Origin of the sequence: Kribbella sp. NPDC004536 (assembly GCF_042873835.1) — a bacterium.
GTDB lineage: Bacteria > Actinomycetota > Actinomycetes > Propionibacteriales > Kribbellaceae > Kribbella.
In genome coordinates, this window is record NZ_JBIALY010000002.1 from 1,226,548 (window position 1) to 1,250,067 (window position 23,520).

Annotated in this window: 27 protein-coding genes; 13 read left to right on the forward strand and 14 right to left on the reverse strand. The window is 68.7% G+C overall.

All coding sequences use genetic code 11. The features are described 5' to 3' along the window. Positions 1 to 79: 79 nt before the first annotated feature. A complete protein-coding gene (locus ACFYRU_RS20665; RefSeq protein WP_387661216.1) occupies positions 80 to 1,000 on the forward strand; it encodes an NmrA family NAD(P)-binding protein in 921 nt (306 codons plus the stop codon). A 318-nt stretch (positions 1,001 to 1,318) separates the two neighbouring features. Here the strand turns inward: ACFYRU_RS20665 and ACFYRU_RS20670 are convergent, their stop codons facing one another. The 3 genes from ACFYRU_RS20670 to ACFYRU_RS20680 are packed head-to-tail and all read right to left on the reverse strand — an operon-like array spanning position 1,319 to position 3,168. After that, on the reverse strand, positions 1,319 to 1,867 hold the full coding sequence (locus tag ACFYRU_RS20670) for an isochorismatase family protein (protein WP_387661219.1): 549 nt from the start codon (positions 1,865 to 1,867) through the stop codon (positions 1,319 to 1,321). A 57-nt stretch (positions 1,868 to 1,924) separates the two neighbouring features. After that, the gene (locus tag ACFYRU_RS20675; RefSeq protein WP_387661222.1) at positions 1,925 to 2,218 is read right to left on the reverse strand and encodes a DUF1905 domain-containing protein; all 294 of its coding nucleotides are present in this window, start codon (positions 2,216 to 2,218) and stop codon (positions 1,925 to 1,927) included. Continuing rightward, positions 2,215 to 3,168, reverse strand: a complete 954-nt coding sequence (locus tag ACFYRU_RS20680) for a helix-turn-helix transcriptional regulator (protein ID WP_387661225.1) — start codon at positions 3,166 to 3,168, stop codon at positions 2,215 to 2,217. The genes ACFYRU_RS20675 and ACFYRU_RS20680 overlap by 4 nt, the downstream gene beginning before the upstream one ends. A gap of 93 nt (positions 3,169 to 3,261) precedes the next feature. Between ACFYRU_RS20680 and ACFYRU_RS20685 the strand changes: the two genes are divergently transcribed. Together ACFYRU_RS20685 and ACFYRU_RS20690 are read left to right on the forward strand one after the other, a co-directional pair. After that, positions 3,262 to 4,221, forward strand: coding sequence for a helix-turn-helix transcriptional regulator (locus ACFYRU_RS20685; protein ID WP_387661228.1), 960 nt, complete (start codon positions 3,262 to 3,264; stop codon positions 4,219 to 4,221). Positions 4,222 to 4,266: 45 nt separating this feature from the next. Continuing rightward, entirely contained in the window at positions 4,267 to 5,181 is a 915-nt protein-coding gene (locus tag ACFYRU_RS20690) for a toxin-antitoxin system, toxin component (protein WP_387661231.1), read from the forward strand. A gap of 42 nt (positions 5,182 to 5,223) precedes the next feature. On the opposite strand, the gene ACFYRU_RS20695 is transcribed toward ACFYRU_RS20690, so the two are convergent. Beyond that, the gene (locus ACFYRU_RS20695; RefSeq protein ID WP_387661233.1) at positions 5,224 to 6,126 is read right to left on the reverse strand and encodes a LysR family transcriptional regulator; all 903 of its coding nucleotides are present in this window, start codon (positions 6,124 to 6,126) and stop codon (positions 5,224 to 5,226) included. A 122-nt stretch (positions 6,127 to 6,248) separates the two neighbouring features. On the opposite strand from ACFYRU_RS20695, the gene ACFYRU_RS20700 reads away from it, so the two are divergent. After that, positions 6,249 to 6,560, forward strand: a complete 312-nt coding sequence (locus ACFYRU_RS20700; protein WP_387661236.1) for an EthD family reductase — start codon at positions 6,249 to 6,251, stop codon at positions 6,558 to 6,560. A gap of 9 nt (positions 6,561 to 6,569) precedes the next feature. Continuing rightward, on the forward strand, positions 6,570 to 7,442 hold the full coding sequence (locus ACFYRU_RS20705) for a PhzF family phenazine biosynthesis protein (protein WP_387661238.1): 873 nt from the start codon (positions 6,570 to 6,572) through the stop codon (positions 7,440 to 7,442). Here the strand turns inward: ACFYRU_RS20705 and ACFYRU_RS20710 are convergent. Together ACFYRU_RS20710 and ACFYRU_RS20715 are read right to left on the reverse strand one after the other, a co-directional pair. Further along, complete coding sequence (locus tag ACFYRU_RS20710) at positions 7,433 to 7,858, reverse strand: nucleoside deaminase (protein WP_387661241.1); 426 nt, start codon at positions 7,856 to 7,858, stop codon at positions 7,433 to 7,435. The genes ACFYRU_RS20705 and ACFYRU_RS20710 overlap by 10 nt on opposite strands. Beyond that, positions 7,848 to 8,681 carry an LLM class flavin-dependent oxidoreductase gene (locus tag ACFYRU_RS20715; RefSeq protein ID WP_387661244.1) on the reverse strand — a complete coding sequence of 278 codons (834 nt, stop codon included), beginning with the start codon at positions 8,679 to 8,681 and terminating at the stop codon, positions 7,848 to 7,850. Before ACFYRU_RS20715 ends, ACFYRU_RS20710 begins: the two co-directional genes overlap by 11 nt. Positions 8,682 to 8,774: 93 nt before the next feature. Here ACFYRU_RS20715 and ACFYRU_RS20720 point away from each other — a divergent pair, with 93 nt between their 5' ends. From ACFYRU_RS20720 to ACFYRU_RS20730, 3 genes are read left to right on the forward strand one after another with little or no spacing between them, the layout of a single operon-like run. Then, positions 8,775 to 9,242 carry an Lrp/AsnC family transcriptional regulator gene (locus ACFYRU_RS20720; RefSeq protein WP_387661247.1) on the forward strand — a complete coding sequence of 156 codons (468 nt, stop codon included), beginning with the start codon at positions 8,775 to 8,777 and terminating at the stop codon, positions 9,240 to 9,242. A 12-nt stretch (positions 9,243 to 9,254) separates the two neighbouring features. Beyond that, positions 9,255 to 10,094, forward strand: a complete 840-nt coding sequence (locus ACFYRU_RS20725; RefSeq protein WP_387661250.1) for a hypothetical protein — start codon at positions 9,255 to 9,257, stop codon at positions 10,092 to 10,094. Then, positions 10,091 to 10,870 (forward strand): SDR family oxidoreductase, encoded by a 780-nt coding sequence (locus ACFYRU_RS20730; RefSeq protein WP_387661253.1) that lies wholly within the window; start codon positions 10,091 to 10,093, stop codon positions 10,868 to 10,870. Before ACFYRU_RS20725 ends, ACFYRU_RS20730 begins: the two co-directional genes overlap by 4 nt. On the opposite strand, the gene ACFYRU_RS20735 is transcribed toward ACFYRU_RS20730, so the two are convergent. Together ACFYRU_RS20735 and ACFYRU_RS20740 are read right to left on the reverse strand one after the other, a co-directional pair. Beyond that, positions 10,860 to 11,288 carry an OsmC family protein gene (locus ACFYRU_RS20735; protein WP_387661256.1) on the reverse strand — a complete coding sequence of 143 codons (429 nt, stop codon included), beginning with the start codon at positions 11,286 to 11,288 and terminating at the stop codon, positions 10,860 to 10,862. The two genes, ACFYRU_RS20730 and ACFYRU_RS20735, sit on opposite strands and share 11 nt — an antisense overlap. 31 nt (positions 11,289 to 11,319) lie before the next feature. Continuing rightward, a complete protein-coding gene (locus ACFYRU_RS20740) occupies positions 11,320 to 11,970 on the reverse strand; it encodes an NAD(P)H-binding protein (protein ID WP_387661259.1) in 651 nt (216 codons plus the stop codon). Positions 11,971 to 11,987: 17 nt separating this feature from the next. Here ACFYRU_RS20740 and ACFYRU_RS20745 point away from each other — a divergent pair, with 17 nt between their 5' ends. Next, positions 11,988 to 12,773, forward strand: coding sequence for an alpha/beta fold hydrolase (locus tag ACFYRU_RS20745; protein ID WP_387661262.1), 786 nt, complete (start codon positions 11,988 to 11,990; stop codon positions 12,771 to 12,773). Here the strand turns inward: ACFYRU_RS20745 and ACFYRU_RS20750 are convergent. Further along, positions 12,738 to 14,651 (reverse strand): acetate--CoA ligase, encoded by a 1,914-nt coding sequence (locus tag ACFYRU_RS20750; protein ID WP_387661265.1) that lies wholly within the window; start codon positions 14,649 to 14,651, stop codon positions 12,738 to 12,740. The two genes, ACFYRU_RS20745 and ACFYRU_RS20750, sit on opposite strands and share 36 nt — an antisense overlap. 17 nt (positions 14,652 to 14,668) lie before the next feature. Here ACFYRU_RS20750 and ACFYRU_RS20755 point away from each other — a divergent pair, with 17 nt between their 5' ends. Then, positions 14,669 to 15,628, forward strand: coding sequence for a threonine/serine dehydratase (locus tag ACFYRU_RS20755; RefSeq protein ID WP_387661268.1), 960 nt, complete (start codon positions 14,669 to 14,671; stop codon positions 15,626 to 15,628). Here the strand turns inward: ACFYRU_RS20755 and ACFYRU_RS20760 are convergent. Beyond that, positions 15,621 to 16,229, reverse strand: coding sequence for a rhomboid family intramembrane serine protease (locus ACFYRU_RS20760; protein ID WP_387661271.1), 609 nt, complete (start codon positions 16,227 to 16,229; stop codon positions 15,621 to 15,623). The two genes, ACFYRU_RS20755 and ACFYRU_RS20760, sit on opposite strands and share 8 nt — an antisense overlap. Before the next feature lie 109 nt (positions 16,230 to 16,338). Here ACFYRU_RS20760 and ACFYRU_RS20765 point away from each other — a divergent pair, with 109 nt between their 5' ends. After that, entirely contained in the window at positions 16,339 to 17,538 is a 1,200-nt protein-coding gene (locus ACFYRU_RS20765; RefSeq protein WP_387661273.1) for a Cmx/CmrA family chloramphenicol efflux MFS transporter, read from the forward strand. Here ACFYRU_RS20765 and ACFYRU_RS20770 read toward each other — a convergent pair. Next, on the reverse strand, positions 17,480 to 18,886 hold the full coding sequence (locus ACFYRU_RS20770) for an APC family permease (protein ID WP_387661276.1): 1,407 nt from the start codon (positions 18,884 to 18,886) through the stop codon (positions 17,480 to 17,482). The genes ACFYRU_RS20765 and ACFYRU_RS20770 overlap by 59 nt on opposite strands. Before the next feature lie 95 nt (positions 18,887 to 18,981). On the opposite strand from ACFYRU_RS20770, the gene ACFYRU_RS20775 reads away from it, so the two are divergent. Next, on the forward strand, positions 18,982 to 19,935 hold the full coding sequence (locus ACFYRU_RS20775) for a DUF389 domain-containing protein (RefSeq protein WP_387662923.1): 954 nt from the start codon (positions 18,982 to 18,984) through the stop codon (positions 19,933 to 19,935). A 155-nt stretch (positions 19,936 to 20,090) separates the two neighbouring features. After that, positions 20,091 to 21,038: a transcriptional regulator TrmB gene (locus ACFYRU_RS20780; RefSeq protein ID WP_387661279.1), complete on the forward strand. Its 948-nt coding sequence runs from the start codon at positions 20,091 to 20,093 to the stop codon at positions 21,036 to 21,038. Here ACFYRU_RS20780 and ACFYRU_RS20785 read toward each other — a convergent pair. From ACFYRU_RS20785 to ACFYRU_RS20795, 3 genes are all read right to left on the reverse strand, one after another. Continuing rightward, entirely contained in the window at positions 21,035 to 21,676 is a 642-nt protein-coding gene (locus ACFYRU_RS20785) for an HNH endonuclease family protein (RefSeq protein WP_387661282.1), read from the reverse strand. The two genes, ACFYRU_RS20780 and ACFYRU_RS20785, sit on opposite strands and share 4 nt — an antisense overlap. A gap of 108 nt (positions 21,677 to 21,784) precedes the next feature. Then, the gene (locus ACFYRU_RS20790; protein ID WP_387661285.1) at positions 21,785 to 22,546 is read right to left on the reverse strand and encodes a YaaA family protein; all 762 of its coding nucleotides are present in this window, start codon (positions 22,544 to 22,546) and stop codon (positions 21,785 to 21,787) included. Then, positions 22,543 to 23,487 (reverse strand): aldo/keto reductase, encoded by a 945-nt coding sequence (locus ACFYRU_RS20795; RefSeq protein ID WP_387661288.1) that lies wholly within the window; start codon positions 23,485 to 23,487, stop codon positions 22,543 to 22,545. Before ACFYRU_RS20795 ends, ACFYRU_RS20790 begins: the two co-directional genes overlap by 4 nt. Positions 23,488 to 23,520 lie beyond the last annotated feature (33 nt).

Genomic DNA, 23,520 nt, shown 5'->3' on the forward strand with positions numbered 1-23,520 from the left:
CGTCATGTCACGAAACCCCTTGTGGTCGTCGCACTAACCGGGTTGAAGTATTCCAGATATCGCCGACGGAGAGGACGACATGACCACCGAAGTGAACCAGCGGGCGGACGACGGGCTCGTTGCTGTGACTGGTGCCACCGGCAAGCAAGGTGGCGCGACTGCCCGGAGATTACTGGCCGCCGGCCGGCCGGTGCGGGCGCTCGTACGTGACAAGACCACGCCCGCGGCGGCAGCGCTCGCGGAGGCGGGGGCCGAGTTGTTCGTCGCGGACTTCGACGAGCCGTCGAGCCTGGCGCCGGCGCTCGAGGGTACGGCCGCGCTGTTCGCCGTACCGCCGACCGCTTATGGGCCGTCGGGCAGTAATCCGGAGCTCGAGTTCGCCCGTGGTCGTGCGCTGGCGGATGCGGCGGCCGCGGTGGGCGTCCGTCACGTGGTCTTCACCGGTGTGGCTTCGACGAGCGGAGATGCGTTCGCTGCGCCGGGCAAGCGGCGTACCGAGCGATACCTGCGCGAACATCTTCCGTTGGTCACCGTGCTCCGGCCGGTCCGGTTCATGACCAACTACCTTGGGGCGCCTGGGCTCGGCCTTGAAGGGTTTGCCGATGGGGTCCACCGGCATCTGTTCCCGCCCGACGAACCTGTGCAGATCATTGCGATCGAGGACATCGCCGAGTTCGCCGTGATGGCGTTCGAGCAGCCGGATCGCTTCGCGGGCCGGACACTGGAGCTGGCCGGTGACGAGCTGACCCCGGTAGAGGCTGTTGCCGCGATCGGCGCTGCGACCGGGGTTGCGGTGCGGTACGAGCAGCTGACGCACGACGAGGCCGCTGCGCTCAACCCGGAGATCGCGGAGACCCGGCAGCGGTGGATCTCCGGCCAGCGCTGGCACGCCGACCTCGAGGCGTTGCGCGTCATCCACCCAGGACTACGCACCCTCGCCGACTGGCTCAACGAGTCAGGCACCGCCGCACTGCGCACGCGCCTGCTCGCCACGGCCTAGCGAACTGAGCACATGCCACGCCGCCCCGCACGCCGCCCCGCGCGATGGCGTGGCGCGATGGCGTGGCGCGATGGCGTGGCGCGATGGCGTGGCGCGATGGCGTGGCGCGATGGCGGGGCGCAAGTGGCGGGGCGCAAGTGGCGGGGCGCAAGTGGCGGGGCGCAAGTGGCGGGGCGCAAGTGGCGGGGCGCGTGGTGAGTGGCGCGTGGCGCGTGGTGAATGGCGCGTGGTGAGTGGCGCGTGGCGCGTGGTGAATGGCGCGTGGTGAATGGCGCGTGGTGAATGGCGCGTGGTGAATGGCGCGTTGGAGTGGTGGGGTTAGAAGGTGAGCTCGTCGGTTTTCTTTACGGTGGCGGTTCGGCCGGGGGCTCGGTGGTTGTCCCAGTAGAGGTTGGTGTGGGCGATGACCTTGTCCGGCGTCGGTGCGCCCCACTCCGACAGGTCCTCGGTGGTGTGCGCGTCGCCGACCAGGGTCACGTCGTACCCGCGGACCATCGCGCCGTGGATCGTCGAGCGGATGCATTCGTCGGTCTGCGCGCCGCTGACGACCAGGTGGCCGATGCCGGCGCGGGCGAGCACGTCCTCCAGGTCGGTCTCCTCGAACGAGTCGGCGTACGTCTTGTGGACGACCGGATCCGAGCCGTCGCGCGACAGCTCCGGGACGAGCTGCCAGTTGTCGGTGTCCTTCTCCAGATTCTCGCTGGAGTGCAGGACCCAGACCACCGGGACTCCCCCGGCGCGCGCTTTGCCGACCAGCGTGGCGATGTTCGCGACAACCTGATCGCGTTCGTGCGCCTCGCTCACGACACCGTTCTGTACGTCGACCACCAGCAGGCCCGTGTTCGGCCGATCAGACAGCGTGGACATGTCCGCTCCTTCCAGCAGGTACGACCGAACGCTAGCCGCGCCCACCGACAGTTCTCGTCACCAGCTCCGCAACCGAAGCCGCACGGTCGGCACGTCCCCGTCGTCCAGATCCTCGGCCCGCCGCACCGCCGCCTTCACCGGCAGGATGTACCGCCCGTCCTTGGGGAACATCGACGTGTCCCACACACTCCCGCCGATCTCGGCCGTCACCGGAATCATCCCCCACCCGTACGAGACCTGCCCCGACTCCGCCTCGAAGTACCCACACTCCTCCTCCGGCACCGTAATGAAGTACCAAGGCGCCGGCCCTCGCCAATACCAAACCTCCCCCGAGAACTCGACTTCGTTCACTTCTCCTCCAAGGTGCTTGCGGCCAGAAGGCGGTGGGCCAGGTTGCGGGAGGCTTGTTGGAGTTCGGGGCCGCCGCGGATTCGGTAGGACGTTTTGATGGCGGTCAGTTGGGTGGCGTACCACTCTGGTTCGTCTGTGCTGGCCAGGAGGCGGGTGTGGGTGTCGTCGATGGGTTCCAGGCGGCCCATGCTTCTGGGGATCCACCATCTGGATTGTTCGAGTGGGGCGTCGATTTCCACCTCGATCGGGTAGCGCCAGCCCATGGCCAGGTGTTCTTCGACGGCTGCCAGCGGGTCCAGGTCGGCAGGCGCGGTGAAGGTGGTGGGCTGGGGTTCGACCTTGGTGATCTTGTCGACCCGGAGGACTCGTTGGGCGTCCTTGGAGTGCGACCAGCACAGGAGGTACCACCGGCCGCGCCGGACCACCACTGCCCACGGGTCCACGTCCATCGGCCACTCTTCCTGGTGGCGGCGGTACGTGATGGTGATGCGGCGGGTGTCTGCGCTGTGCGAGACGAGCGCCGCGGTGATCTCCGGGTCAGGGGTCCGTACGCCGGGGTCGGGACCGCGGGCGCTGACCCGGCGGACCGCATCCGTGGAGCGGGCCACCGGCTCCGGGAGGACGCGGATGATCTTGCCGAGGGCGTTCTCGACCGGATCGGCCGTACCGCGGGGACCTTCGAGGACGGCCATCACCAGGCCGAGCGCCTCGGTCGTGCTGAACATCAACGGTGGAAGCCGCAGCCCCCGCCCGACCCGGTAGCCGCCGTACGGGCCGCGCACCGACTCGATCGGGATGTCCGCCTCGCGCAGGATCGCGACGTACCGGCGGGCCGCGCGTTCGGACACCCCCAGCTTCTCGCCGAGGTGCTCCGCGGTGACGCCCGGGTTGTTCTGGATCAGCTCCAGCACCATCAGGGTGCGCGCGGTCGGGCTCACGTCGTACGCCATCGTCCACCATTCCGGAAGAAGACCGTCCGGTTCTGAGCGTAACCCACCCAGAAGTGCTCACCGGCTGAGCGGTTTGTCTGCGACGATCGACGCGTGCGGGCAGATCGGCTGGTGGCGGTGCTGTTGCTGATGCAGGCACGCGGACGCGTCACCGCGGCGGAGGTCGCCGACGAACTGGAGATCTCGCTCGCGACCGCACGCCGCGATCTCGAGGCGTTGTCCACAGCCGGCATCCCGGTTTATCCACAGCCCGGGCGGAACGGCGGCTGGCAACTCGTCGGCGGCGCCCGTACGGATCTCAGCGGCCTGACCGCGACCGAAGCCCAAGCCCTGTTCCTCCTGGTCGGCCCCGCCGCATCGATCGCGCCCGACGCGAAGGCAGCGCTCCGCAAGCTCGTACGCGCCCTCCCCGACACGTTCCGCGAGCACGCCCAGGCCGCGGCCGAGGCGGTCGTCATCGATCCGGCCCGTTGGGGTGAGCACGTCAAGGAACGCCCGGAACTGGTACGCCGCCTCCAGGACACCGTCGTACGCCGGCAGCAAGTGCGACTGGTCTACGCGGGCCGCGGACGCGGTACGTCGGAACGCGTGGTCGAACCGCTCGGTCTGGTCGACAAGGACGACATCTGGTACCTGATCGCGGGTACGCCCAACGGCCGGCGGACGTTCCGGGTGGACCGGATCGAGCACGCGGCGCCGACCGGTGATCTCTTCGAGCGACCGGACGAATTCGAACTGTCATCGGCGTGGGCGGAGATCGTCGAGCGGATGGAGGAACGCCGATCGGGGCTGACGGCAACGGTCCTGATGGACGAGCGGCACGTCCGGGTGATGCAGGACCGGCTCGGGCGCAACTGCGAGCTGGACGGGACGGCCGGCGACCGGGTCCGGATCCGGGTCACCGCGCCGACGCCACTGATGATCGCGCAGCACCTCGCTGGGTGGGGCGGGTCGATCGAAGTGGTCGATCCACCGTCGGTCCAGGCGGAACTCGCGCGTCTTGGCCGGGAATTGACCAGTCGTTACGGCTCGATGGACCACCTTGGTGAGTAAGGTGCCATGGTTCATCGTGTCCCGTTCAAGCCTCAGGAACAATTCGTGACCACATCCCCTCCCCAGCCACCGCAGGGCCCTTACGCAGGTCAGCCGAGCGGCTACGGTCCGCCACAGCAGCAGCCGTTCCCGCAGTACTCCCAGCCGGGTCAGCAGCCTCCGCCGCAGGGTCAGCCCGGCCAGCCGTACCCGGGCCAGCAGCAGTACCCCGCACAGGACGGCCAGCAGTACCAGGGCCAGCCCGGTGCATACCAACAGCAGTACGCCGGCCAACAGGCACCGCAGTACGGCCAGTACCAACAACCTGGCCAGTACCAGGGCCAGCAGGGCCAGTCGTTCCCGCAGCCGGGCTATGCCCCGCAGGGCCAGATGACGTGCCGCTTCTGCGGTGGCTACCCGGCAGTGGACGCCACTGTCCGCGGCCACCAGGGCATGATCATCCTGATGCGGTTCCTGAAGCTCCGGGGCCCGTTCTGCCGTACCTGCGGGATCGCGTCCGTCCGTGACATGACCTCGAAGAGCCTCTGGCAGGGCTGGTGGGGCATCGGTTCGTCGATCATCAACCCGATCACGATGCTGATGAACATCGGCCCGATGCAGAAGTTCAAGCGGCTGCCGGAGCCGGCGCCGGGTCAGACCCCGCCGATGAATCCGGGCAAGCCGCTGTTCCAGCGGCCGGCCATCCTGATGCTGCTGCTGCCGGTCGCGTTCATCGCGATCCTGATCGTCGGCAACCTCAACTCGACCGAGTCGAAGGCGCAGATCGGTTCCTGCGTGGTGAACGACGGCACCTCCAGCAAGCCGGACGTGAAGGTCGTCAAGTGCAGCTCGTCCGAGGCGGAGTACCGGGTCATCGACAAGTTCGACTCCACCGACGAGAGCAAGTGCGGTGACCAGACGGACGCCACGTACGTCGACGAGGGCGCGAACTACACGCTCTGCCTGGCGAAGGTCAAGTAGCTCGGCTGTGAGGCCCTGGGTGACCGGGGCCTCACTGACACATCAGTCCGGCAGCCAATGCAGCTCGTGTGACAGGGCTTTGGCGACGGTACGGACGCGGCGGTGCAGTGGTGACTGAACGCGCGGGAGCACCAGGTGGATCGTCAAGGTGTGTGCGCCCTTCAGCGGTCGCCACGTGAGACCGGCCGACAACGCCGTGACCGCGGCTTCACCAGCCGGGGCAAGGGTGAGCCCGTCGCGTAGGTCGCGCTGATACATGTCGAAAGACACCGCGGGCGTGCGGAACAGGGTGTTCGGCTGGGCGTCACGGAACAGTGCGGCCAGCTGATCGTGGATCACGGGGTTGGCCGTACGGTCGGGAAGCCGGAGCGGATACGCGGCCGCGTCGGCGATCTCGATCTCCGGGTATTCGGCGAGCGGATGATGCTCCGCCAATTGGACGCCGATGCGCTGACGCCGCAGCAGAACCCGGCGTACGCCACGACCCAGCTGTTCACCGCGGGTGATCCCGGCATCGATGCGGCCATCGGCGACTGCGGGCGAGATCTCCGGTGTCGCCATCGGGACCGCGGTGACCTCGAGTCCCGGGCTGCTGCGAATGATCCGGTCCACCAGGGCCGGTGCCGTCTCGGCGCCTGCACTGAGGCTGTACCCGATGCGCAGGGTGCCCAGTTCGCCGGCGCCTGCATTCCGGGCGGTGTCCCATGCCTGGTCGAGCGCCGCGAGCGCGGGCGGCGCGGACTCGACCAACGCCGCACCGGCCGCAGTCAGTACGACGCTGCGCGTGTTGCGAACCAGCAGGCGCGTACCGAGTTCCGCCTCCAGTCGGCGCATCCGGGCACTGAGTGCGGGCTGGGCGATGCCGATCCGTGCGGCCGCGCGGGTGAAGTTCAACTCCTGTGCGAGCACCAGAAAGTACCGCAGGCTCACCGTGTCCGGCGCCACATGCACTCCCTGTCGATTGATAACGATCCGTTCTGACTCTAGCCCGAACCGGTCTTTCCCCCGACCACAGATCGCGCCATAACCTGCGGATGTGACGATTCAACTGACCGCAGGAGGCACTGATGCATAAGTTGCTGGTCCTGTATCCCAAGCCCGTCGACCCTGACCACTTCCGCGACTACTACGTGACCAAACACCTTCCACTGGTCATGCAGTGGCCCGGCCTGCTCGACTGGCGCTACAGCCTCGACGTGACGGCGACCAATGGAGATGCGCCGTACTTCGCGGTCTTCGAAGCCGACTTCGCTGACGCCGCCGCCTTGGCCGCGTCGCGGGCCTCGGCGCCGGGCCAGCAGGCGGCCGCCGATGTCGTCAACTACGCCACCGGCGGTGTAGTCGTCATCGACTATCCGGTGCAGGACCCCACCGGCTGAGGCAGGCCGATGTTCTGGCGGGGTGTCACGGTGGTTGATGCCTGTGTGCGGCGCGATGGGCGGGGTGGCAGCCCCACGGCGGTGACCGACGACGACCCGACGGCGACGGACCCGGATCGGCGTGCGGTCGCTGCCGCAGCCGGCACGTCGCACGCGGCGTTCCTCGGCGCGGGCCGTACGCCCGACGGCGGCTGGCCGGTCCGGTTCTTCACCGCCACCGGCGTACTGGCCGGCTGCGGGCATGGCACCGTTGCCGCGCAGGCCGTCCGGTTGACCCGGACCGGGCTGGGTGAGCTGTACGACCGCCAGCACACCGGCGGGCGTACGTTCGACACCGTCGCGATCCGCCGCCCGGCCGGTATCGAGGTGTGGTTCGACCAGGGCCTCGTCGCGTTGCGCGACCCGGCGCCGGACGAGTGCACCGCGATCGTCGCCGTGCTCGGGCTCACCGCGGACGATCCGCATCCGACCGATGCACCACGGATCGCCGCGCCCGGCACACCACGCGTGCTGGTACCGGTTCGCGACCGGGCGGCGCTGTTCCGAGTTCACCCAGATCTCGGCAGGCTGACCGCGGTGTGCCGGCGGTACGGAGTGCTCGGCTGCTTCGTGTACGTACCGCCGGTGGGCGACCGGCCGGGTGCGGCGCGCATGTTCGCGCCGGCGATCGGCGTCGACGAGGACGTCGCCAACGCCAACAGCACCGGCTGCCTCGCCGCCCACCTACTCGACACAACAGGCGCGCAGACGATCGCGATCGAGGTCGAGCAGGGCGACACCCTCGGCCGCCCCTCCAGCGTGCTCGCTTCGGCCCGAGGCGGACCGGCGGGCATCACGACCCGGGTCGGCGGATTGGCGGTGGTCTGCTCCGGTCAGGAGTAGTAGCCGTCCACTGGGATTCGGGCCTCGTCGTAGAGGGCTGGTCCTTCCAGGGGGATGGCTGGGAAGTCGCCTGTGGTCTTCAGGCCGTTCAGTTGGTCGCCGGAGAGGGCGTAGACGACCTTGCCGAGACCGGAGCGTGCCAGGGCTCCAGTGCACATGGGGCATGGCTGGCAGCTTGTGTACATGGTTGTGCCGGCTGCTTGCTCCGGGGTGAGGTGTTGCGCGGCCCAGACTGCGAGTTTCAGTTCTGGGTGGTAGCTGATGTTGTCTTCGCTGAGCGTGGTGTTGTGGTCCTCGGCGAGTACGTCGCCGTCCGGGCCGACGAGGAGCGAGCCGAAGGGCGCGTCGCCGGACTCGCGGGATGCCGCGGCCAGGGCGATCGCTCGGCGCAGGAACTGTTCTGCTTCAGGTGTCACGTCGTCTCCAGTGGTCGATGATCGTCGCCAGTTGTTGCCAGGCGGCTTCGGGTCGTTCGGTCTCGGCGGGATCGCCGACGAACGGATCGAGTACGACGTTTGTCGCACCGAGGTCCTGCAGGACGGCGAGATCCTCCAGCACTTGCTCGACCGTCCCTTCCCCGGCGATCCGCTCGTCATCCACCAACGGCTCCCGCGTCAGCCTGAGCAAGATGCGCGGAGCAAACCGCGGCGCACCTGGTCGGGACGGGTCCACTGCGCCGGAGGGCGGCGTCAACGCGCGCAGGCGCGCGAGACCCGCCCGTAGTTGTGGGATGGTTCGGCGGAGAGGGTGCCAGGCGTCGCCGTACTCGATGGTTCGGCGGAGGGCTGCGGGGCTGTTGCCGCCGATCCAGCGCGGGATGCCGGCGGGCAGCGCCGCGAGTACCTCGTCCGTCGCGCGGCCGCGCCCCGCGAAGTCGGCGCCGAGGGCGGCGAACTCCTGTTGGGCCCAGCCGACGCCCACGCCGAGTACCAGCCGGCCGCCGCTCAGCGCGTTCAAGTTCGTCGCCATCCTTGCCGTGAGCAACGGATGACGGTACGGCGCGATCAGTACCGTCGTACCCAGCCGCACCCGCGAGGTGATCCCCGCCAGCCAGCTCAGCGTCGTGAACGGCTCGTAGAACGGCTCCGGGTACTGCTCCGCGACGTCCGGCGTGATCGCCACATGGTCCGACACCATCAGCAGGTCGTACCCGAGTCCCTCGACCACCCGCGCCCAGTCCCGCAGCCGCGCCGGGTTCGTCCCGGGGCCGAAGTTCGGCACGTTCACTCCAAGTTCCACGCCCTCAGGCTATCCAGGCGGCAACCCTGCCTTGAAGAGATTCTGCCCGGCGTCCGGCGCCTCCGGCCGTGGAATCGCCGGTAGATTGACGGTATGACCGAGAGTCTCGATCCGACCGACTGGGCGATCATCAACGAGCTGCAGGACGACGCCCGGCTGTCGCTCACCCAGCTCGGCCGGCGGGTGAACCTGAGTGCGTCTGCGACCACCGAGCGAGTACGGCGGCTCGAGACGCTCGGCGTGATCACCGGGTACCGCGCCGAGGTCGACCTGACGAAAGTCGGCTACCCGGTCCTCGCAGTCGTCCGGCTGAAGTACCCAGGCAACAAGCACGAGCCGCTGCACCGCCTCCTGGCCGAACGCCGGGAGATCCTCGAATGCCTGCGAACCACCGGCGACGACTGCTACACGCTCAAGGTCGCGGCGGGTTCGATGCCGCACCTGGAGGAGCTGGTCAACGAGCTGACCGAGTTCGGGAGTACGACGACCAACTTGGTCTACTCGCAGACACAGCGGTACCGCGGGCCGCAAAAGCCGGTGACCTCGCAGACCCGGCAGTGAGAGCGTTGGCCGGTGCTGAACGTACTGGGGATCGAGGTCTCGCCCGACCTGCTGGAGCGGTGGGTCGACTGGCTGGCGCCTGACGAGCAGCCGTTCTTCGTCACGCCGAAGCAGGCTCGCACCTGGAAACTCACGACCGGCGAACGCGATCCGACTCGTGAGCACCGCGATACCTATTGGATCTACGCGATCGACCGGAAGGCGGCGCGGACGGTCTGGTTGACGGAGGCTACGTTCCTCGAACTCCCTCGCGCCACCCGGGCAGGGTTGGTGCGGCAGCAGGTTGCATGCGGGCGTGGGGCGGTGCCTACTGCGCGGAGGTGGGCCGGCGTGGTGGGCGCGGAGGTCAGGCAGCAGGCGGATGGGCATCGGTTTGTTTGGTGGAAGTCCTTGTTGGGCAGGCCGGAGGTGGTACTTCCGGGGATTGTCAGCGAGGGCCTGGGAATGAGTAGACATGCGGAGGTTCGCTCGTGGCCCGCGGCACTTCCTAGGGTTCGGGAGTTGGCGGGGACGTTTGCGGATGGGAGTGGGGCGAACTGTTTCGGCACCGTGATGGCTGCTTGTGGGGTGGAAGGTGCGGAGAAAGTCTGGATGCTGCGAGAGCCGTTTGAGGAATGGCTTGCGGAGCACACCGTGCTTGGTGGGAGGGACGAGGTGGCGGGCACGGTGTTCGTGTGGCGGGACGCGGCGCTCGACGTTCAGCACGCGGCGTTGACGATCGGGGACGGGTGGATGTTGCACAAGCCGTCGCAGTCGTGGATGTCGCCGCGGAAGGTACGGACCGTGGCCGAGGTGAAGCGCGCCACGCGGACCGCCGGTTGGCGGCTCGAACGCCATAGAGTTGTCGGGTGAGGCTTCTCGTCACTGGAGCGGCAGGACTCCTAGGACGAGAACTCCTGCGCACCGCCGACCACGACGTCGTACCGGCGTACCACTCGCAGCCCGTCCCGGGCGGAGTGCAACTCGACGTACGACGGAAAGACCAGGTCCGCGACGTGATCCGCGACGTACGCCCGGACGCGATCATCCACACCGCCTACCTGCAGGATGATTGGGCGACCACCGCCGACGGCGCCGTCAACGTCGCACTCGCGGCCTCCTCAGCCCGACTGGTGTTCGTGTCGAGCGACGCGGTGTTCGGCACACGCGCCACACCGTACGACGAGGACGAGCCGCCCTGCCCGACAACCCCGTACGGCGCCGCGAAGGCTGCCGCCGAAACGGCCGTCCGAGCGCTCCGCCCCGACGCCCTCGTCGCCCGTACGTCGCTCATCGTCGGATCGCACGGTGATTCGGGCGAGGAACAACGGGTACGTCGCCTCGCCGCCGGTGAGCCGGGTGCGTTCTACACCGCGAACGTCCGCTGCCCGGTGCACGTCAGCGATCTCGCGTCCGCACTGCTCGAACTGCTCGCCACCGGCACCGACGGCATCGCCCACCTGTCCGGACCGCAGGCGCTCAGCCGCCACCAGCTCGGTTGCCTGATCGCGACCCGCGACGGCATCGACCCGGCCGCGCTGCCGTCCGCGGCGGGCGCACCGTCGGTCATCCAGCTCGACAGCCGCCGTACGCAACGACTGCTGAAGACCCGCCTGCGACCCGCCTCGGAGTTCCTGCTCAGTCGTTGACCGTCGTGGTCACCGGCGTACCGAGCTCGACCGTACGGCTGACCGTGCAGAGCCGGTCGTGCGACATCTTCACCGCGCGCGGCAGCGCCTCGCGAGCCTTGTCGCCGTCCTCCCCCTCCGGGAAGTGCACAGTGAACTCGACCGCGAGGTTCTCCATCCGGTTGCCCTCGTCCGCGTCCCGGATCTTGTCGCCGCGAACGACCGCGCTGAACTCCGTCGGCTCCGCGCGCCGGCTGACGACGATGTCGACATCGATCGCCGAGCAGGTGCCGATCGCGGCCAGCAGCAGCTCGACCGGCGTGAAGTCGGTGTCCGCGCCGCCGGAGCCGACCCGGATACTGCCGCCGCGAGCGTTGCGAACCTCGTAGCTGCTGTTCGCCAGTCGTTCGAAGCTGACCTGGCGGAGTGTGTCTGCCATCGTCCCGTCACATTCTGTTGCTTGTGGCAACTCAAAGGGTGTTCAACGCGTCCCGGACCGGGGTGTCCCCGGCCACGAGTTCGAGCGTCCGGCCGATCGCGGCCGGAGTGTCGCAGAGGCCGGCCAGTACCAGCGCGACGTCATCGCGGCTGATCCGGCCGTTGCCGGTCTTGTCGGCGAGGTACACCCTGCCGGTTCCCGGGTCGTCGGTCAGGCTTCCGGGCCGCAGCACGGTCCAGTCCAGGTCGCGGGCCCGCAGGTCCTCCTCGGCCGCCCACTTCGCCTTCAGGTAGACGGTGAAGGTCGAGTCGTCGGTGAGCGAGTCCGCCCGGTCCGCGCCCATCGAGCCGACCTGGATGTGCCGGCGTACGCCTGCCTGCTCGGCCGCGTCCGCGAACAGCGCGGCCGCGCCGCGGTCGACCGTGTCCTTGCGCGCGTTCCCGCTGCCCGGTCCGGCGCCGGCGGAGAAGATCGCGACCTCGGCACCGCGCAGTACGTCGGCCACGGCCGCGGCATCCGCCTGCTCGAGATCGAGTACGGCGGCCTGTCCGCCGGCGGCCGCGACGTCGGCCTCGTGGTCCGGGTTGCGGACCACCCCGACGACCTCGTGCCCGTCGGCGCTCAGCAGCCGGGTCAGGCGCAGAGCGATCTGTCCGTGTCCACCTGCAATCACGACTCGCATACCTGCACACTATCTCTGTGCCACACGCTGCAGCTGCCGACGGGACCAGGATCGCCTATCAGGTTCGTGGCGAGGGGCAACCACTTGTGTTGTTGGCCGGGCAGTCGAACAACCACACGTGGTGGGATCCGGTGCGGACGGACTTCGAGGAGCAGTACCAGACGATCACCCTGGACTGGAGAGGTACAGGGGACAGTGACAAGCCGGACGAGGTGTACAGCACCCGCGCCTTCGCCCAGGACGTGGTCGCTGTGCTGAACGCTCTCGCGCTGAGCTCCGCCCACATCTATGGGACCTCGATGGGGGGACGTGTCGCGCAATGGCTCGCCATCGACGCACCGGAGCGTGTCGGCAAACTGGTCCTCGGCTGCACGTCACCAGGAGCAAAGCACGGACACGAGCGAAGCCAGGAGATCCGCAAGGCGCTGGCAGACCCCGCACGCACTCAGCAGGTCCTGCTCGAGCTCATGTACACACCGGCCTGGCTCGCGAACAACCCCGGCCCGTACCACGTACTAGGTGACGCGAGCATGCCGACGTACGCCAAAGGCCGCCACCTCGTCGCCAGCAACAAGCACGACGCCTGGGATGGCCTCCCGGACATCACCGCGCCGACGCTGATCCTGCACGGCACCGACGACATCTTCAGCCCCGTCGCCAACGCGCAACTCCTCGCCGAGCGCATCCCGAACGCGCGTGCCGAGCTGATCGACGGCGCCCGGCACGCCTATTTCCACGAGTTCCGCGACGTCGCGAGCCCGGCGGTACTAGCCTTCCTGGCCACCGCGCAGGACCGGCCGTAGCGCGTCGAGTACGGCGGCGTCCTCGATCGTCGACGGCACCGGCTCGTCCCGGCCGTCCGCGATCCCGCGCATCGTCCGGCGCAGGATCTTCCCCGACCGCGTCTTCGGCAACGCCTCCACCACCGACACGTCGCGGAACGCCGCGACCGGCCCGATCTCCCGCCGTACCGCGGCCACCAACTCGTCCCGCAGAACGTCCTCGGTGACGGTCGCCCCCGCCTTGAGTACGACGAACGCCCGCGGCAACTGCCCCTTCAACGCATCATGGACGCCGATCACGGCGCACTCGGCCACCGCCGGGTTCGCCGCCACGACGGCCTCGATCGAACCGGTCGACAACCGGTGCCCGGCGACGTTGATCACGTCGTCGGTGCGGCCCATCACGAAGATGTAGCCGTCGTCGTCGATGTAGCCGCCGTCGCCGGTCAGGTAGTACCCGTCGTACTCCTTGAGATAGCTGTCGATGTAGCGCTGGTCGTCGCCCCACAGCGTCGGCAGCGCGCCCGGCGGCAGCGGCAGCTTGATCGCGATCGAGCCTTCCTCGTGCGGTTGCAGCTCCTTGCCGTACGGGTCGAGGATCTGTACGTCCCAGCCGGGCATCGGCACGGTCGCCGAGCCGGGTTTGGTCGGCAGCGGCTCGAGCCCGCGCGGGTTCGCGGCGATCGGCCAGCCGGTCTCGGTCTGCCACCAGTGATCCACAACCGGTACGCCGAGATGGTCGTGCGACCAGTGGTACGTCTCCGGGTCGAGCCGCTCCCCCGCCAGGAACAGCGTCCGGAACGAATCCATCGGGTACTTCGTCAGCTCGGCTGCCTCGGGATCGACCTTCTTGATCGCGCGGATCGCGGTCGGCGCGGTGAAGAGTGCCTTCACGCCGTGCTCGGAGATGACCCGCCAGAACGCGCCGGCGTCCGGCGTACCGACCGGCTTGCCTTCGTACAGCACGGTGGTCGCGCCGACGAGGAGCGGCGCGTAGACGATGTACGAGTGGCCGACGACCCAGCCGACGTCCGACGCGGTCCACCACACGTCGCCAGGGCCGATGTCGTACACGTTCCGCATCGTCCAGGCGAGTGCGACCGCATGCCCGCCGTTGTCGCGGACCACGCCTTTCGGGCGTCCCGTCGTACCGGACGTGTAGAGGATGTAGAGCGGATCGGTCGCCGCGACCTGCACCGGGTCGACCTGCTCCGTCGGCAACGAAGTCCAGTCCACATCGTGCTCGCCCAACTGTGCTTCAGCCTGCGGACGTTGGAACACCACCGTGTACTCGGGGCGATGCGACGAGATCGCCAATGCTTCGTCGATGATCGGCTTGTACTCCACTACACGGGTCGGCTCGACGCCGCACGACGCGGCGACGATCACCTTGGGGCCTGCATCCTCGATCCGGGCTGCCAGTTCTCGTGGCGCGAATCCGCCGAACACCACCGAATGAACGGCTCCGAGGCGGGCGCATGCCAGCATCGCGACGACTGCCTCCGGGATCATCGGCATGTAGATGATGACCCTGTCACCTTGACCGACACCGAGGGATCTGAGTGCGCCGGCGAAGCCGGCAACCTTGTCGCGAAGCTCGGCGTAGGTGAAGGACGCCCCGCTCCCGGTGACGGGTGAGTCGTAGACGAGGGCGGTCCGGTCGCCGTTGCCGGTTTCCACGTGACGGTCGAGGGCGTTGTACGACGTGTTCAGCACGCCGTCCGGGAACCAACGGAAGATCGGGGCATCGGTCGCGTCGATGGCGCGGGTCGGTGGCCGCGTCCAGGAGATCGCCTCGGCCGCCTCCAGCCAGAACCCGTGCGAATCGTCCAGACTCCGCCGGTAGCTGTCCTCGTACGCGCCCATCACATGGCCTCCCATCCGTCGGCTGTTCCCCATCGTGGCAGGGTTGAGGGATGACGGTAAGTCTCGAGGACGTGCAGCGCGCCGCGGAGCGGATCGCCGGACGGGTACGGCGTACTCCGGTGATCCAGGTCGCGCCCGGGCTCACGTTCAAGCTCGAACTGCTCCAGCACACCGGCTCGTTCAAACCGCGCGGCGCGTTCAACCGGCTGCTCAGCGCGAAGGAGAGCGGCGAGCTGACCGGACAGGGCATCGTCGCCGCGTCCGGCGGGAACCACGGGCTCGCGGCGGCGTACGCGGCCCGCGAGCTCGGCGTGCCGGCCCGGATCTTCGTCCCCACGACCACCCCGGCGGCCAAACTCGGCAAGCTGCGGACGCTCGACGCCGACGTGGTCGAGATCGGCAACGAGTACGCCGAGGCCTACCAGGCGGCGCTCGTGGAACAGGAGGAAACCGGCGCGGTCCTGGTGCACGCGTACGACCAGCCGGAGATCATCGCCGGCCAGGGCACCGTCGGCCTCGAACTGCTCGACCAGGCCGGCAGTTTCGACACCGTCCTGGTCGCGGTCGGCGGCGGTGGCCTGATCGCCGGCATCGCCACCGCCCTCGGCGACGGTGGCCTGATCGCCGGCATCGCCACCGCCCTGGGCGACCACGCCCAGGTCATCGGCATCGAGCCGGCCGCGGCTGCCACCATGCACCGCGCGCTCCAGGACGGCCGACCCACCGACGGCCCGGTCGGCGGCGTAGCAGCCGACTCCCTAGGCGCGCGCCGCCTGGGCACCTTCGCCTTCGAAGCAGTCAAGGGCCATCACGTACGGTCCGTCCTCGTCGACGACGACTCGATCGTTGCCGCCCGCAAACAGCTGTGGACCGACCATCATCTGGCCACCGAACACGGCGGCGCCACGGCGTACGCAGCCCTGGTCTCAGGCGCCTACAAGCCAGCCGCCGGCGAACGGGTTGTCGTGGTGATCTGCGGCGCCAACACCGACCCGAGCACGCTTACTTAGTACGCGCCTGCTTGTCGTCGGCGAGCACCCACGCAGCCAGCACACCGGCAATTCCGCCGCACAGATGCCCCTGCCAGGACACGCCGTCCTGCGGCAGGAGGCTCGCGAGCAGCGCGCTCCCCCACACCATGATGACCACGATCCCGACCAGCACCTGACCGAGCCGCCGGTTGAACAGCCCGCGCACGATCAGGTACGTCGCATACCCGAAGACCACGCCGCTGGCACCGATCGTGATCAGGTTCGGCGGCGAGATCAGCCAGGTCCCGAACCCGCCGATCACCGCGACGATCGCGGTCACCTGGAACAGCCGGACCGCGCCGTTGACCGCGATCAGCAGGCCGAGGGTGACGAGCGGCAGCGTGTTCGAGATCAGGTGGCCGAACCCCAGGTGCAGGAACGGCGCGGTCAGGATCCCGATCAGGCCGCGCGGATCGCGGGAGACGATCCCGTACTGGTTGAGCGACCCGTTGGTCGCGGTGTCGACGACCTCGACCGCCCACATCAGCCCGACCAGGACGCCGAGCAGCTTCAGCCCACCACCGATCTTGGCAGTGTCCACACTCCGCCCCGTCCGCCGGGCGGGAGTCTGCGCGCTCATACATCCACCATGCCCTACTCCCTCAAGTCTCAGCCCTTGACGAGCGTGGCGACAGCGGAACGTGACCTCTGAGATACTGCGAGTGGCAGTCGTCGAGTGAGGGGGAACGATGCCGATAGCCGTCTACGTCCTGGGACTGAGCATCTTCGCGCAGGGCACGTCCGAGTTGATGCTGGCCGGGTTGCTGCCCGAGCTGGCCACGGACCTGCACGTGTCGATCCCCCAGGCCGGGCTGCTGATCTCGGCGTTCGCGGTAGGCATGCTGGTCGGGGCGCCGGTGCTCGCCGTCGTCACGCTCACCTGGTCCCGGCGTACGGCGCTGCTCGTCTCCCTGGCGATCTTCGCGCTCACCCATGTCGCGGGCGCGTTGACGACGAGTTATGCCGTACTGCTCGCGACCCGGATCGTCGGCGCTTTCGTGTACGCCGGGTTCTGGTCGGTGGCCGCGGTCACCGTCATGACGCTCGTCCGGTCCGACAGCCGGGCGCGGGCGATGAGCATCGTCACCGGCGGCCTGACGATCGCCACAATCATCGGCCTCCCGCTCGGAACCGTCCTTGGCCAGCACCTCGGCTGGCAGTCCGCGTTCTGGACCGTCGCCGGACTGTGCGTCCTCGCGATGGCAGGCGTCGCCACCACAGTCCCCGCCGGCCGCCCCGACCCCGCCACAGCCCCACGCCTCGGTGATGAACTCCGCGTCCTCCGCAACGCCCGCCTCTGGCTGGCCTTCGCCACCACAGCCTTAGTCACCGCAACAATCCTGGTCGTCTTCAGCTACCTCGCACCCCTCCTCACCCAAACCACCGGCCTACCACCAGGCGCAGTCCCCGGCGTCCTCGCTCTGTACGGTCTTGGGTCCTTCATCGGAATCACCATCGGCGGCCGATTCGCCGACGCACTCCCGTTCCATACGTTGTTCATCAGCATCACGGGCCTCGTGGTCCTGTCGGGCCTACTTGCGCTCACAGCAACTGTTCCCGTGACCATCATCGGAGTCATCGTCCTGCTGGGCGGCTTCGGTTTCGCCGCGAACCCGGCCCTGAACGCCCGCGTCTTCAGCCTCGCCGGCGACGCACCGACGCTGGCGACCGCGACCAACTTCTCCGCGTTCAACGTCGGCATCACAGCCGGCCCGTGGCTCGGTGGTCTCGCGATCGACGCCGGCGCGGGCTATCCCGCCCTCGGCTGGATCGCGGTCGGTACCGGCCTCGCGGCGCTGGCGACCGTACTGTTCGCGGCGTACGTCCCCGTCAGTTCACAGGGCCTTGCGGGTCGAGGTGCGTCGGATCGAAGTCGGCGTGCCGCTTGAACACGTACTTGTTCAGCAGCCACGTCAGCGCCCACAGCCCGATCCCGACGAGCATCAGCCACCCGGCGATCTTGTAGTCCGCGGAGTCCCGCCCTGACAACGGGCTGGCGAGGTAGACGCACAGTACGACACCTGCGACCGGCAGCGCGGTCGGTGCGTGGAAGTGCTTGTGCTCGACCCGGTCCCGCCGCAGCACCAGCACCGCGACGTTCACCACCGCGAAGACGCACAGCAGAAGGAAGGCCGTCGTACCACCGAGGGCGGCGAGGTCGGCGTACCCGATCAGTACGAACGCGAGCAGCGTCGTGAACAGGATCGCGATGTACGGCGTACGGCGCTTGCGCAGCACCCGGCCGAGCGGACCGGGCAGCACCTGCTCGTGCGACATCCCGTACAGCAGCCGGCTCGCCATCAGCATGTTGATCAGCGCGGAGTTGGCCACCGCGAACATCGTGATCCACGCGAACACCTCGAGCGGGAACCCGGGAGCGCCGGCCTGGACGACCTTCAGCAGCGGGGTCGCACCCTTGTTCAGCTCGTCCGGCGACACCAGCGCGACCGCGGAGATCGCGACCAGTACGTAGATGACGCCGGTGATGCTCAGCCCGGTCAGCATCATCCGCGGGAAGATCCGCACCGGGTCCTTGGTCTCCTCGGCCATGTTCACCGAGTCCTCGAAGCCGACCATCGCGAAGAACGCCAGCGCGGTCGCCGCCGTCACCGCACCGAACGGCGACTCGCCCTCGGGGACGTGGAAGTCGGTCAGCCGGGACGTGTCCCCGTCGCCGCCGAGCAGTGCCCACGCGCCGATCCCGATCACGATCAGCAGACCGCTCAGCTCGACACAGGTCAGTACGACGTTCGCCTTCACGCTCTCGCCGACACCGCGCAGGTTCACCAGCGCGATCAGCGTCATGAACGCGAGCGCTGTGATCATCAGCAGCGCGCCGCGGTCCGGATCGATGTGGGCGGCGGAGAAGAAGTTCGCCGCGAACGCCTTCGACGCGCTGGACGCCGACGTGAGACCCGAGCACATCACCGCGAAGGTCAGCAGAAAAGTGAGGAAGTGGATCCCGAACGCCTTGTGCGTGTAGACCGCCGCCCCGCCGGCCTTCGGATACTTCGTCACCAACTCCAGGTAGGACGTAGCGGTCAGCATCGCGACCACGAACGCACACAGGAACGGCAACCACACCGCCCCACCGACCTCGCCCGCAACCTTCCCGGTCAGCGCGTACACCCCGGTCCCGAGAATGTCCCCCACCACGAACAGCAACAGCAGCCCCGGCCCCATCACCCGCTTCAGCTCAGGACGTTCACCGGCGTGCGTTACAGAATGGTCACTCATCGCGCCTCCCTGACGTCAGTGCGTCACTACATCCTTCCATCTGAGAGCAAACTGAAAACAGTTGACGCGCGCCTTACGGCATCATGTGGCCGGTGATGCACCTACGGCTGATCGCCCCCGCAGACCGCAGCGAACGAGTCCTGGACACCCTCGTCACCGACCCACGGGTGACGAGCGTCGTACGGATCCCGGGTGCGGCCCACCGTCCCGACGGCGACCTGATCGAGTGCGACGTCACCCGCGAAGCGACCTCCGACATCCTCGCGTTCCTCCGCGCCGAGGGCCTGTACGACGACGGCGCGGTCGCGCTCAGCTCGGTCGACTCGGCTCCGTCGCGGAACGCCCAGGCCGCCGAGAAGGCGGCACCTGGCGCACCCGACGACGCGGTGATCTGGGACGCGGTCGTCGACCAGGCGTACAACGAGGCCGGTGGCTCCTGGGTCTACTACGCGTTCCTGACGCTCGCGACCATGATCGCCGCGGTGGCGGTCGTCACCGACTCGTCGATCCTGGTCGTCGGCGCGATGGTCGTCGGGCCCGAGTTCGGCGTGGTCGCCGCGCTCGCCGTCGGTATCTTCCTGCGCAAGGGCGGGCTGTCGCGCGCTTCGCTCGTACTGCTCGTCAAAGGTTTCGTACTGGCGATCGTGCTGACCGCGATCGCCGCCTTGCTGGCCCGCGCGGTCGGTTGGGTGGATGTCGCCGACGTGACCGCGGCGCGGCCGCTGACCGGATTCATCTGGCGGCCGGACCGGTGGTCCGCGGTGGTCGCCGTACTGGCCGGCTGTGCCGGTGTGCTGTCGCAGACGGCCGGCCGAGGGAACGCGCTGGTCGGCGTGTTCATTTCGGTCACGACCGTTCCGGCGGCCGGCGACCTCGCCCTCTCGCTCGCACTGTGGGCGCCGCACCACATCGGCGGAGCCGCCGCGCAGCTCGGCATCAACCTGGCGGGAATGACCGTGGCCGGAGTCGTCACGCTGCTGCTGCAGCGGCTGATCTGGCGCAGTTACCTGCGGGTCAAGAGAAGGGCGGGCGCGCGCGTTGAGGCTTGACCGGGCGTCCCCTGTCCGATCCGCGCGCGCCCAGCAAAGTAGACATACCCCACCGGGAGGGGTCGTGCACCTGTTCCGGTCCTGACGTATGTCGGCCATGACGTGAAGTCGCCAAACCGGTCGAGCCCGTCCGGCAGACGAGATAGCCTGATCGGATGCTGGAGTCGGTAGGGGTGGCAGCACCGGACGAGGAGGCGTACCGGGCCGTGCTGTCGGCCCCGGGCTGCGAGGTCCAGCAGCTCGCCGAGACCCTCGGGCGGGACGAGCTCGACGTACTGGAGACGGTCGGCCGGCTGGAGAAGCTCGGGCTGCTGACCAGTACGTCCGACGACCCGGTCCGGCTCATCCCGACCCGTCCGGACGTCGCCGTGGATGCGCTGGTCGCCGTCCGCCGGGCCGAACTCGACCGCGTCCGCGCCGAGGCCAGGGTGCTGTTGTCGGAGCTGAGTACGCAGGAGCAGTACCGGCCGGAGAACCTGGTCGAGGTGATCGTCGGCCAGGAGGCGATCGCGGCCCGGTTCGCGCAGCTGCTGAACGGGACCCGGAACCAGCTGCTCGTGCTCGACCGGCCGCCGTACGCCGCTCAGGCCGACGAGTCCGACAGCACCGTCCGCGGGCTGCTCGGCGACGGGGTCGTTGTGCACGGCATCTACTCCCCCGACTCGCTGGACATCCCGGGCGGCGTCGACGAGGCGTTCAGCGCGGCCGACGCGGGCGAGACCTCACGGGTCCATCCGCAGGTGCCGATGAAGCTGGCCGTGTTCGACGCGCGGATCGCGCTGCTGCCGCTCTCGGTGGACCAGCTGGTCGACAGCGCGCTCGTCGTCCATCCGTGCGCCTTGCTCGACGCGTTGACCGAGATGTTCTGGTTGCTGTGGGACCAGGCCGTTCCCGTCGTACCGGCGGCCAAGGCGGACCCGACCGACGCGCGGTTGATGACGCTGCTCGCGGCCGGCTTCAAGGACGACGCCATCGCGCGACAGCTCGCGCTGAGCAGCCGTACGGTCGGTCGCCGCGTCGCCGAACTGATGGAGACGCTGGGCGCCCGGACCCGTTTCCAGGCCGGCATCCACGCCCAACGCCGCCACCTCCTCGAGGACTAGCAGGCACCCAGCATCTGCTGCAGCGCGGTCTTCTCCGTGGACTGGAGTGACAGCTTGTAGGTGTACTTCACCCAGATCCAGTAGCGCGCGTACAGGCAGTGCACCGCGGTGTTGGTGGGCTGCCACTCGGACGGGTCCTTGTCGCCCTTGGAACGGTTGCTCGATGCCGACACCGCGATCAGCTGCGAGATCGTCAGGTTGTTCGCGAACTCCTGACGCTTCGCCTGCGTCCAGCCGCTCGCGCCCGACTTCCACGCCTCGGCCAACGGCACGATGTGATCGATGTCGACGTCCGACGAATCCGTGAACGTCTGCTTGTCGTACACGCTGTACCAACTGCCGGCGGTCGGCTGGCAACTGCTGTCGACCTGCACGCCGGTCCCGTCGCGCTTCAGGACCTCTTCGCGGGTGTCACACGTGCCCGACTGGTTGATCCAGTGCGGGAACTTGTCCCGGCTGTAGCCGGTGGTCGAGCCCTCCGCCTTCACGGTCAGGCTCGCCAGTTCACTGGCGGCGGTGGTCGCGGACGGCGGGGTCGGCGGAGACGCGAATACCGGTCCGGTACTCAGCGCCCACGCGGTCGCGGTAGCTGCCACGGTAGTGGCAAGGGCGGTCGTACGCGTGAACTTGCGGGGCATTGGTCAGGCCTCCGATGGGTGGGGCGGATCCCCCCTGACGGTGCTGCCCTCAGCCTTCCCCGATCACGCACGGTAGGAAACCACTCACCAGTTACAGTCGAGTGAACGTCAGTCGTGTTCGACGACGGTCAATGTCCACCCGGCCGCGGCACGGTCCAGTTCGGCGTTCCAGCGCTCGTTCACCAGCTTGTGCAGGGATTTCGCGGTGCCCGGATCCTTGCCCGCCTCGAGCAGGTGCCGCGCGACCAGGCCGCGGGTGTGCTTCGCGTTGTGCGAGACGACGGTCCGTACGCCGTTCCGCTCGCGCACCACGTTCACCGACACCCACTTGTCCGCCTGCGCGCCGCTCGGCCGCCACGCCGCGACGTACGTCGACGAACGGCAGTCCACGATCACGCCGTCGACGTCCTTCAGCGCAGCGCCGAGCGGCTCGCGCCACACCGACGCGAGCGGACCGTGGCCGGGCAGCGTCGTACCCATCGAGAGCCGGTACGGCGGGACGCGATCGGCCGGGCGGAGCGCGCCCCACGCGGCCGAGATGACCAGCAGCCGGTTCGCGGCCCGGCGCTTCGACCCGGCCGAGAGCGTGGCGTAGCCGAGGGCGTCGTACAGGACACCGGAGTACAACTCGGAGACCGGGACGGACGGCTCGGTCCGCCAGCGGGTGTTCCGCTCGACCTCGTGCTGCAGCGAACCGCCGACCTCGAGCACGTCGTGTGCGTCGGCCGACGCGGACACCTTCGCGAGCGTCTCGAGGACCTGCTCGCGGACCGGGTTCAGCTCCGGGAACGACAACGCCGAGAAGTCCACCGCACGACCACGCGACCGCCCGGTCTTACCTTCGGACGGCGGCAGGAGAATGAGCGTCACGTGAGCTCGTCCAGAGCGGCCAGGTCGGCGGGGGTCGGGTCCCACGTGCCGGCGGCGACGTTCTGCGCGATCTGTTCCGGGGTCGTCGCGCCCGCGATCACCGACGCGACCGCCGGCTGCGCGGCCAGGCCGCCGATCGCCACGTCGATCATCGTCAGGTCCCGCTCGGCGGCGAACGTCTCCAGCGCCTCGAGCTTGTCGAAGTCGGCCCGCGCGAGCCGCTCCGGCTGCGAGGCCAGGCGGGTGCCTTCGGGTGCCGTCGTACCGCGCTTGTACTTGCCCGACAGCAGACCGGACGCGAGCGGGAAGAACGGCAGGATGCCGAGCCCGAGGTGTTCGCAGGCCGGGACCAGTTCGTCCTCGACGTCGCGTTCGAGCAGCGAGTACTGGTTCTGGGCGCTGACGAAGTGCTCGAGGCCGGTCGAGCGCGACGTCCAGTCCGCGTCGACGACCTGCCAGGCCGCGAACTGGGAGCTGCCGATGTACCGCACCTTGCCCTCGGCAACCAACTCGGACAGCGCCGAGAGCGTCTCCTCGATCGGCGTCACCGGGTCCGGGAAGTGCAGCTGGTAGAGGTCGATCCAGTCCGTGCCGAGCCGCTGCAGGCTCGACTCGACCGCCTTGCGGATGTACCGCCGGGAGCCGCGGACGCCCCAGTCCGGGCCGTTCACCCCGCCCATGTCACCGCCGAACTTGGTCGCGACCACGACCTCGTCGCGGCGCGCACCGAGCGCCTTGCCGAGCAGTTCCTCGCTGAACCCGTGCTCGCCCCGGTAGATGTCCGCGGTGTCGAAGAGCGTGATCCCAGCGTCGATCGCCGCGTTCACCACGGCGTCGGTCCGGCCCGCGTCGAGGCGCCGCCCGAAGTTGTTGCACCCGAGCCCGACAACGCTGACAGTCAGTCCCGAGTCACCCAACTGCCGGTACTCCATAGTCGCCATGTGCTCAGCCTAGTCACGGCATACAGTGGCCCT

What these genes read in the sequence shown, in the direction of transcription:
- ACFYRU_RS20665 (WP_387661216.1), top strand. Translation starts at nt 80, where the DNA reads ATGACCACCGAAGTGAACCAGCGGGCGGACGACGGGCTCGTTGCTGTG.
- ACFYRU_RS20670 (WP_387661219.1), bottom strand. Translation starts at nt 1,867, where the DNA reads ATGTCCACGCTGTCTGATCGGCCGAACACGGGCCTGCTGGTGGTCGAC.
- ACFYRU_RS20680 (WP_387661225.1), bottom strand. Translation starts at nt 3,168, where the DNA reads ATGGCGTACGACGTGAGCCCGACCGCGCGCACCCTGATGGTGCTGGAG.
- ACFYRU_RS20700 (WP_387661236.1), top strand. Translation starts at nt 6,249, where the DNA reads ATGCATAAGTTGCTGGTCCTGTATCCCAAGCCCGTCGACCCTGACCAC.
- ACFYRU_RS20705 (WP_387661238.1), top strand. Translation starts at nt 6,570, where the DNA reads ATGTTCTGGCGGGGTGTCACGGTGGTTGATGCCTGTGTGCGGCGCGAT.
- ACFYRU_RS20720 (WP_387661247.1), top strand. Translation starts at nt 8,775, where the DNA reads ATGACCGAGAGTCTCGATCCGACCGACTGGGCGATCATCAACGAGCTG.
- ACFYRU_RS20735 (WP_387661256.1), bottom strand. Translation starts at nt 11,288, where the DNA reads ATGGCAGACACACTCCGCCAGGTCAGCTTCGAACGACTGGCGAACAGC.
- ACFYRU_RS20740 (WP_387661259.1), bottom strand. Translation starts at nt 11,970, where the DNA reads ATGCGAGTCGTGATTGCAGGTGGACACGGACAGATCGCTCTGCGCCTG.
- ACFYRU_RS20750 (WP_387661265.1), bottom strand. Translation starts at nt 14,651, where the DNA reads ATGGGGAACAGCCGACGGATGGGAGGCCATGTGATGGGCGCGTACGAG.
- ACFYRU_RS20755 (WP_387661268.1), top strand. Translation starts at nt 14,669, where the DNA reads ATGACGGTAAGTCTCGAGGACGTGCAGCGCGCCGCGGAGCGGATCGCC.
- ACFYRU_RS20760 (WP_387661271.1), bottom strand. Translation starts at nt 16,229, where the DNA reads ATGAGCGCGCAGACTCCCGCCCGGCGGACGGGGCGGAGTGTGGACACT.
- ACFYRU_RS20765 (WP_387661273.1), top strand. Translation starts at nt 16,339, where the DNA reads ATGCCGATAGCCGTCTACGTCCTGGGACTGAGCATCTTCGCGCAGGGC.
- ACFYRU_RS20770 (WP_387661276.1), bottom strand. Translation starts at nt 18,886, where the DNA reads ATGAGTGACCATTCTGTAACGCACGCCGGTGAACGTCCTGAGCTGAAG.
- ACFYRU_RS20775 (WP_387662923.1), top strand. Translation starts at nt 18,982, where the DNA reads ATGCACCTACGGCTGATCGCCCCCGCAGACCGCAGCGAACGAGTCCTG.
- ACFYRU_RS20780 (WP_387661279.1), top strand. Translation starts at nt 20,091, where the DNA reads ATGCTGGAGTCGGTAGGGGTGGCAGCACCGGACGAGGAGGCGTACCGG.
- ACFYRU_RS20785 (WP_387661282.1), bottom strand. Translation starts at nt 21,676, where the DNA reads ATGCCCCGCAAGTTCACGCGTACGACCGCCCTTGCCACTACCGTGGCA.
- ACFYRU_RS20795 (WP_387661288.1), bottom strand. Translation starts at nt 23,487, where the DNA reads ATGGCGACTATGGAGTACCGGCAGTTGGGTGACTCGGGACTGACTGTC.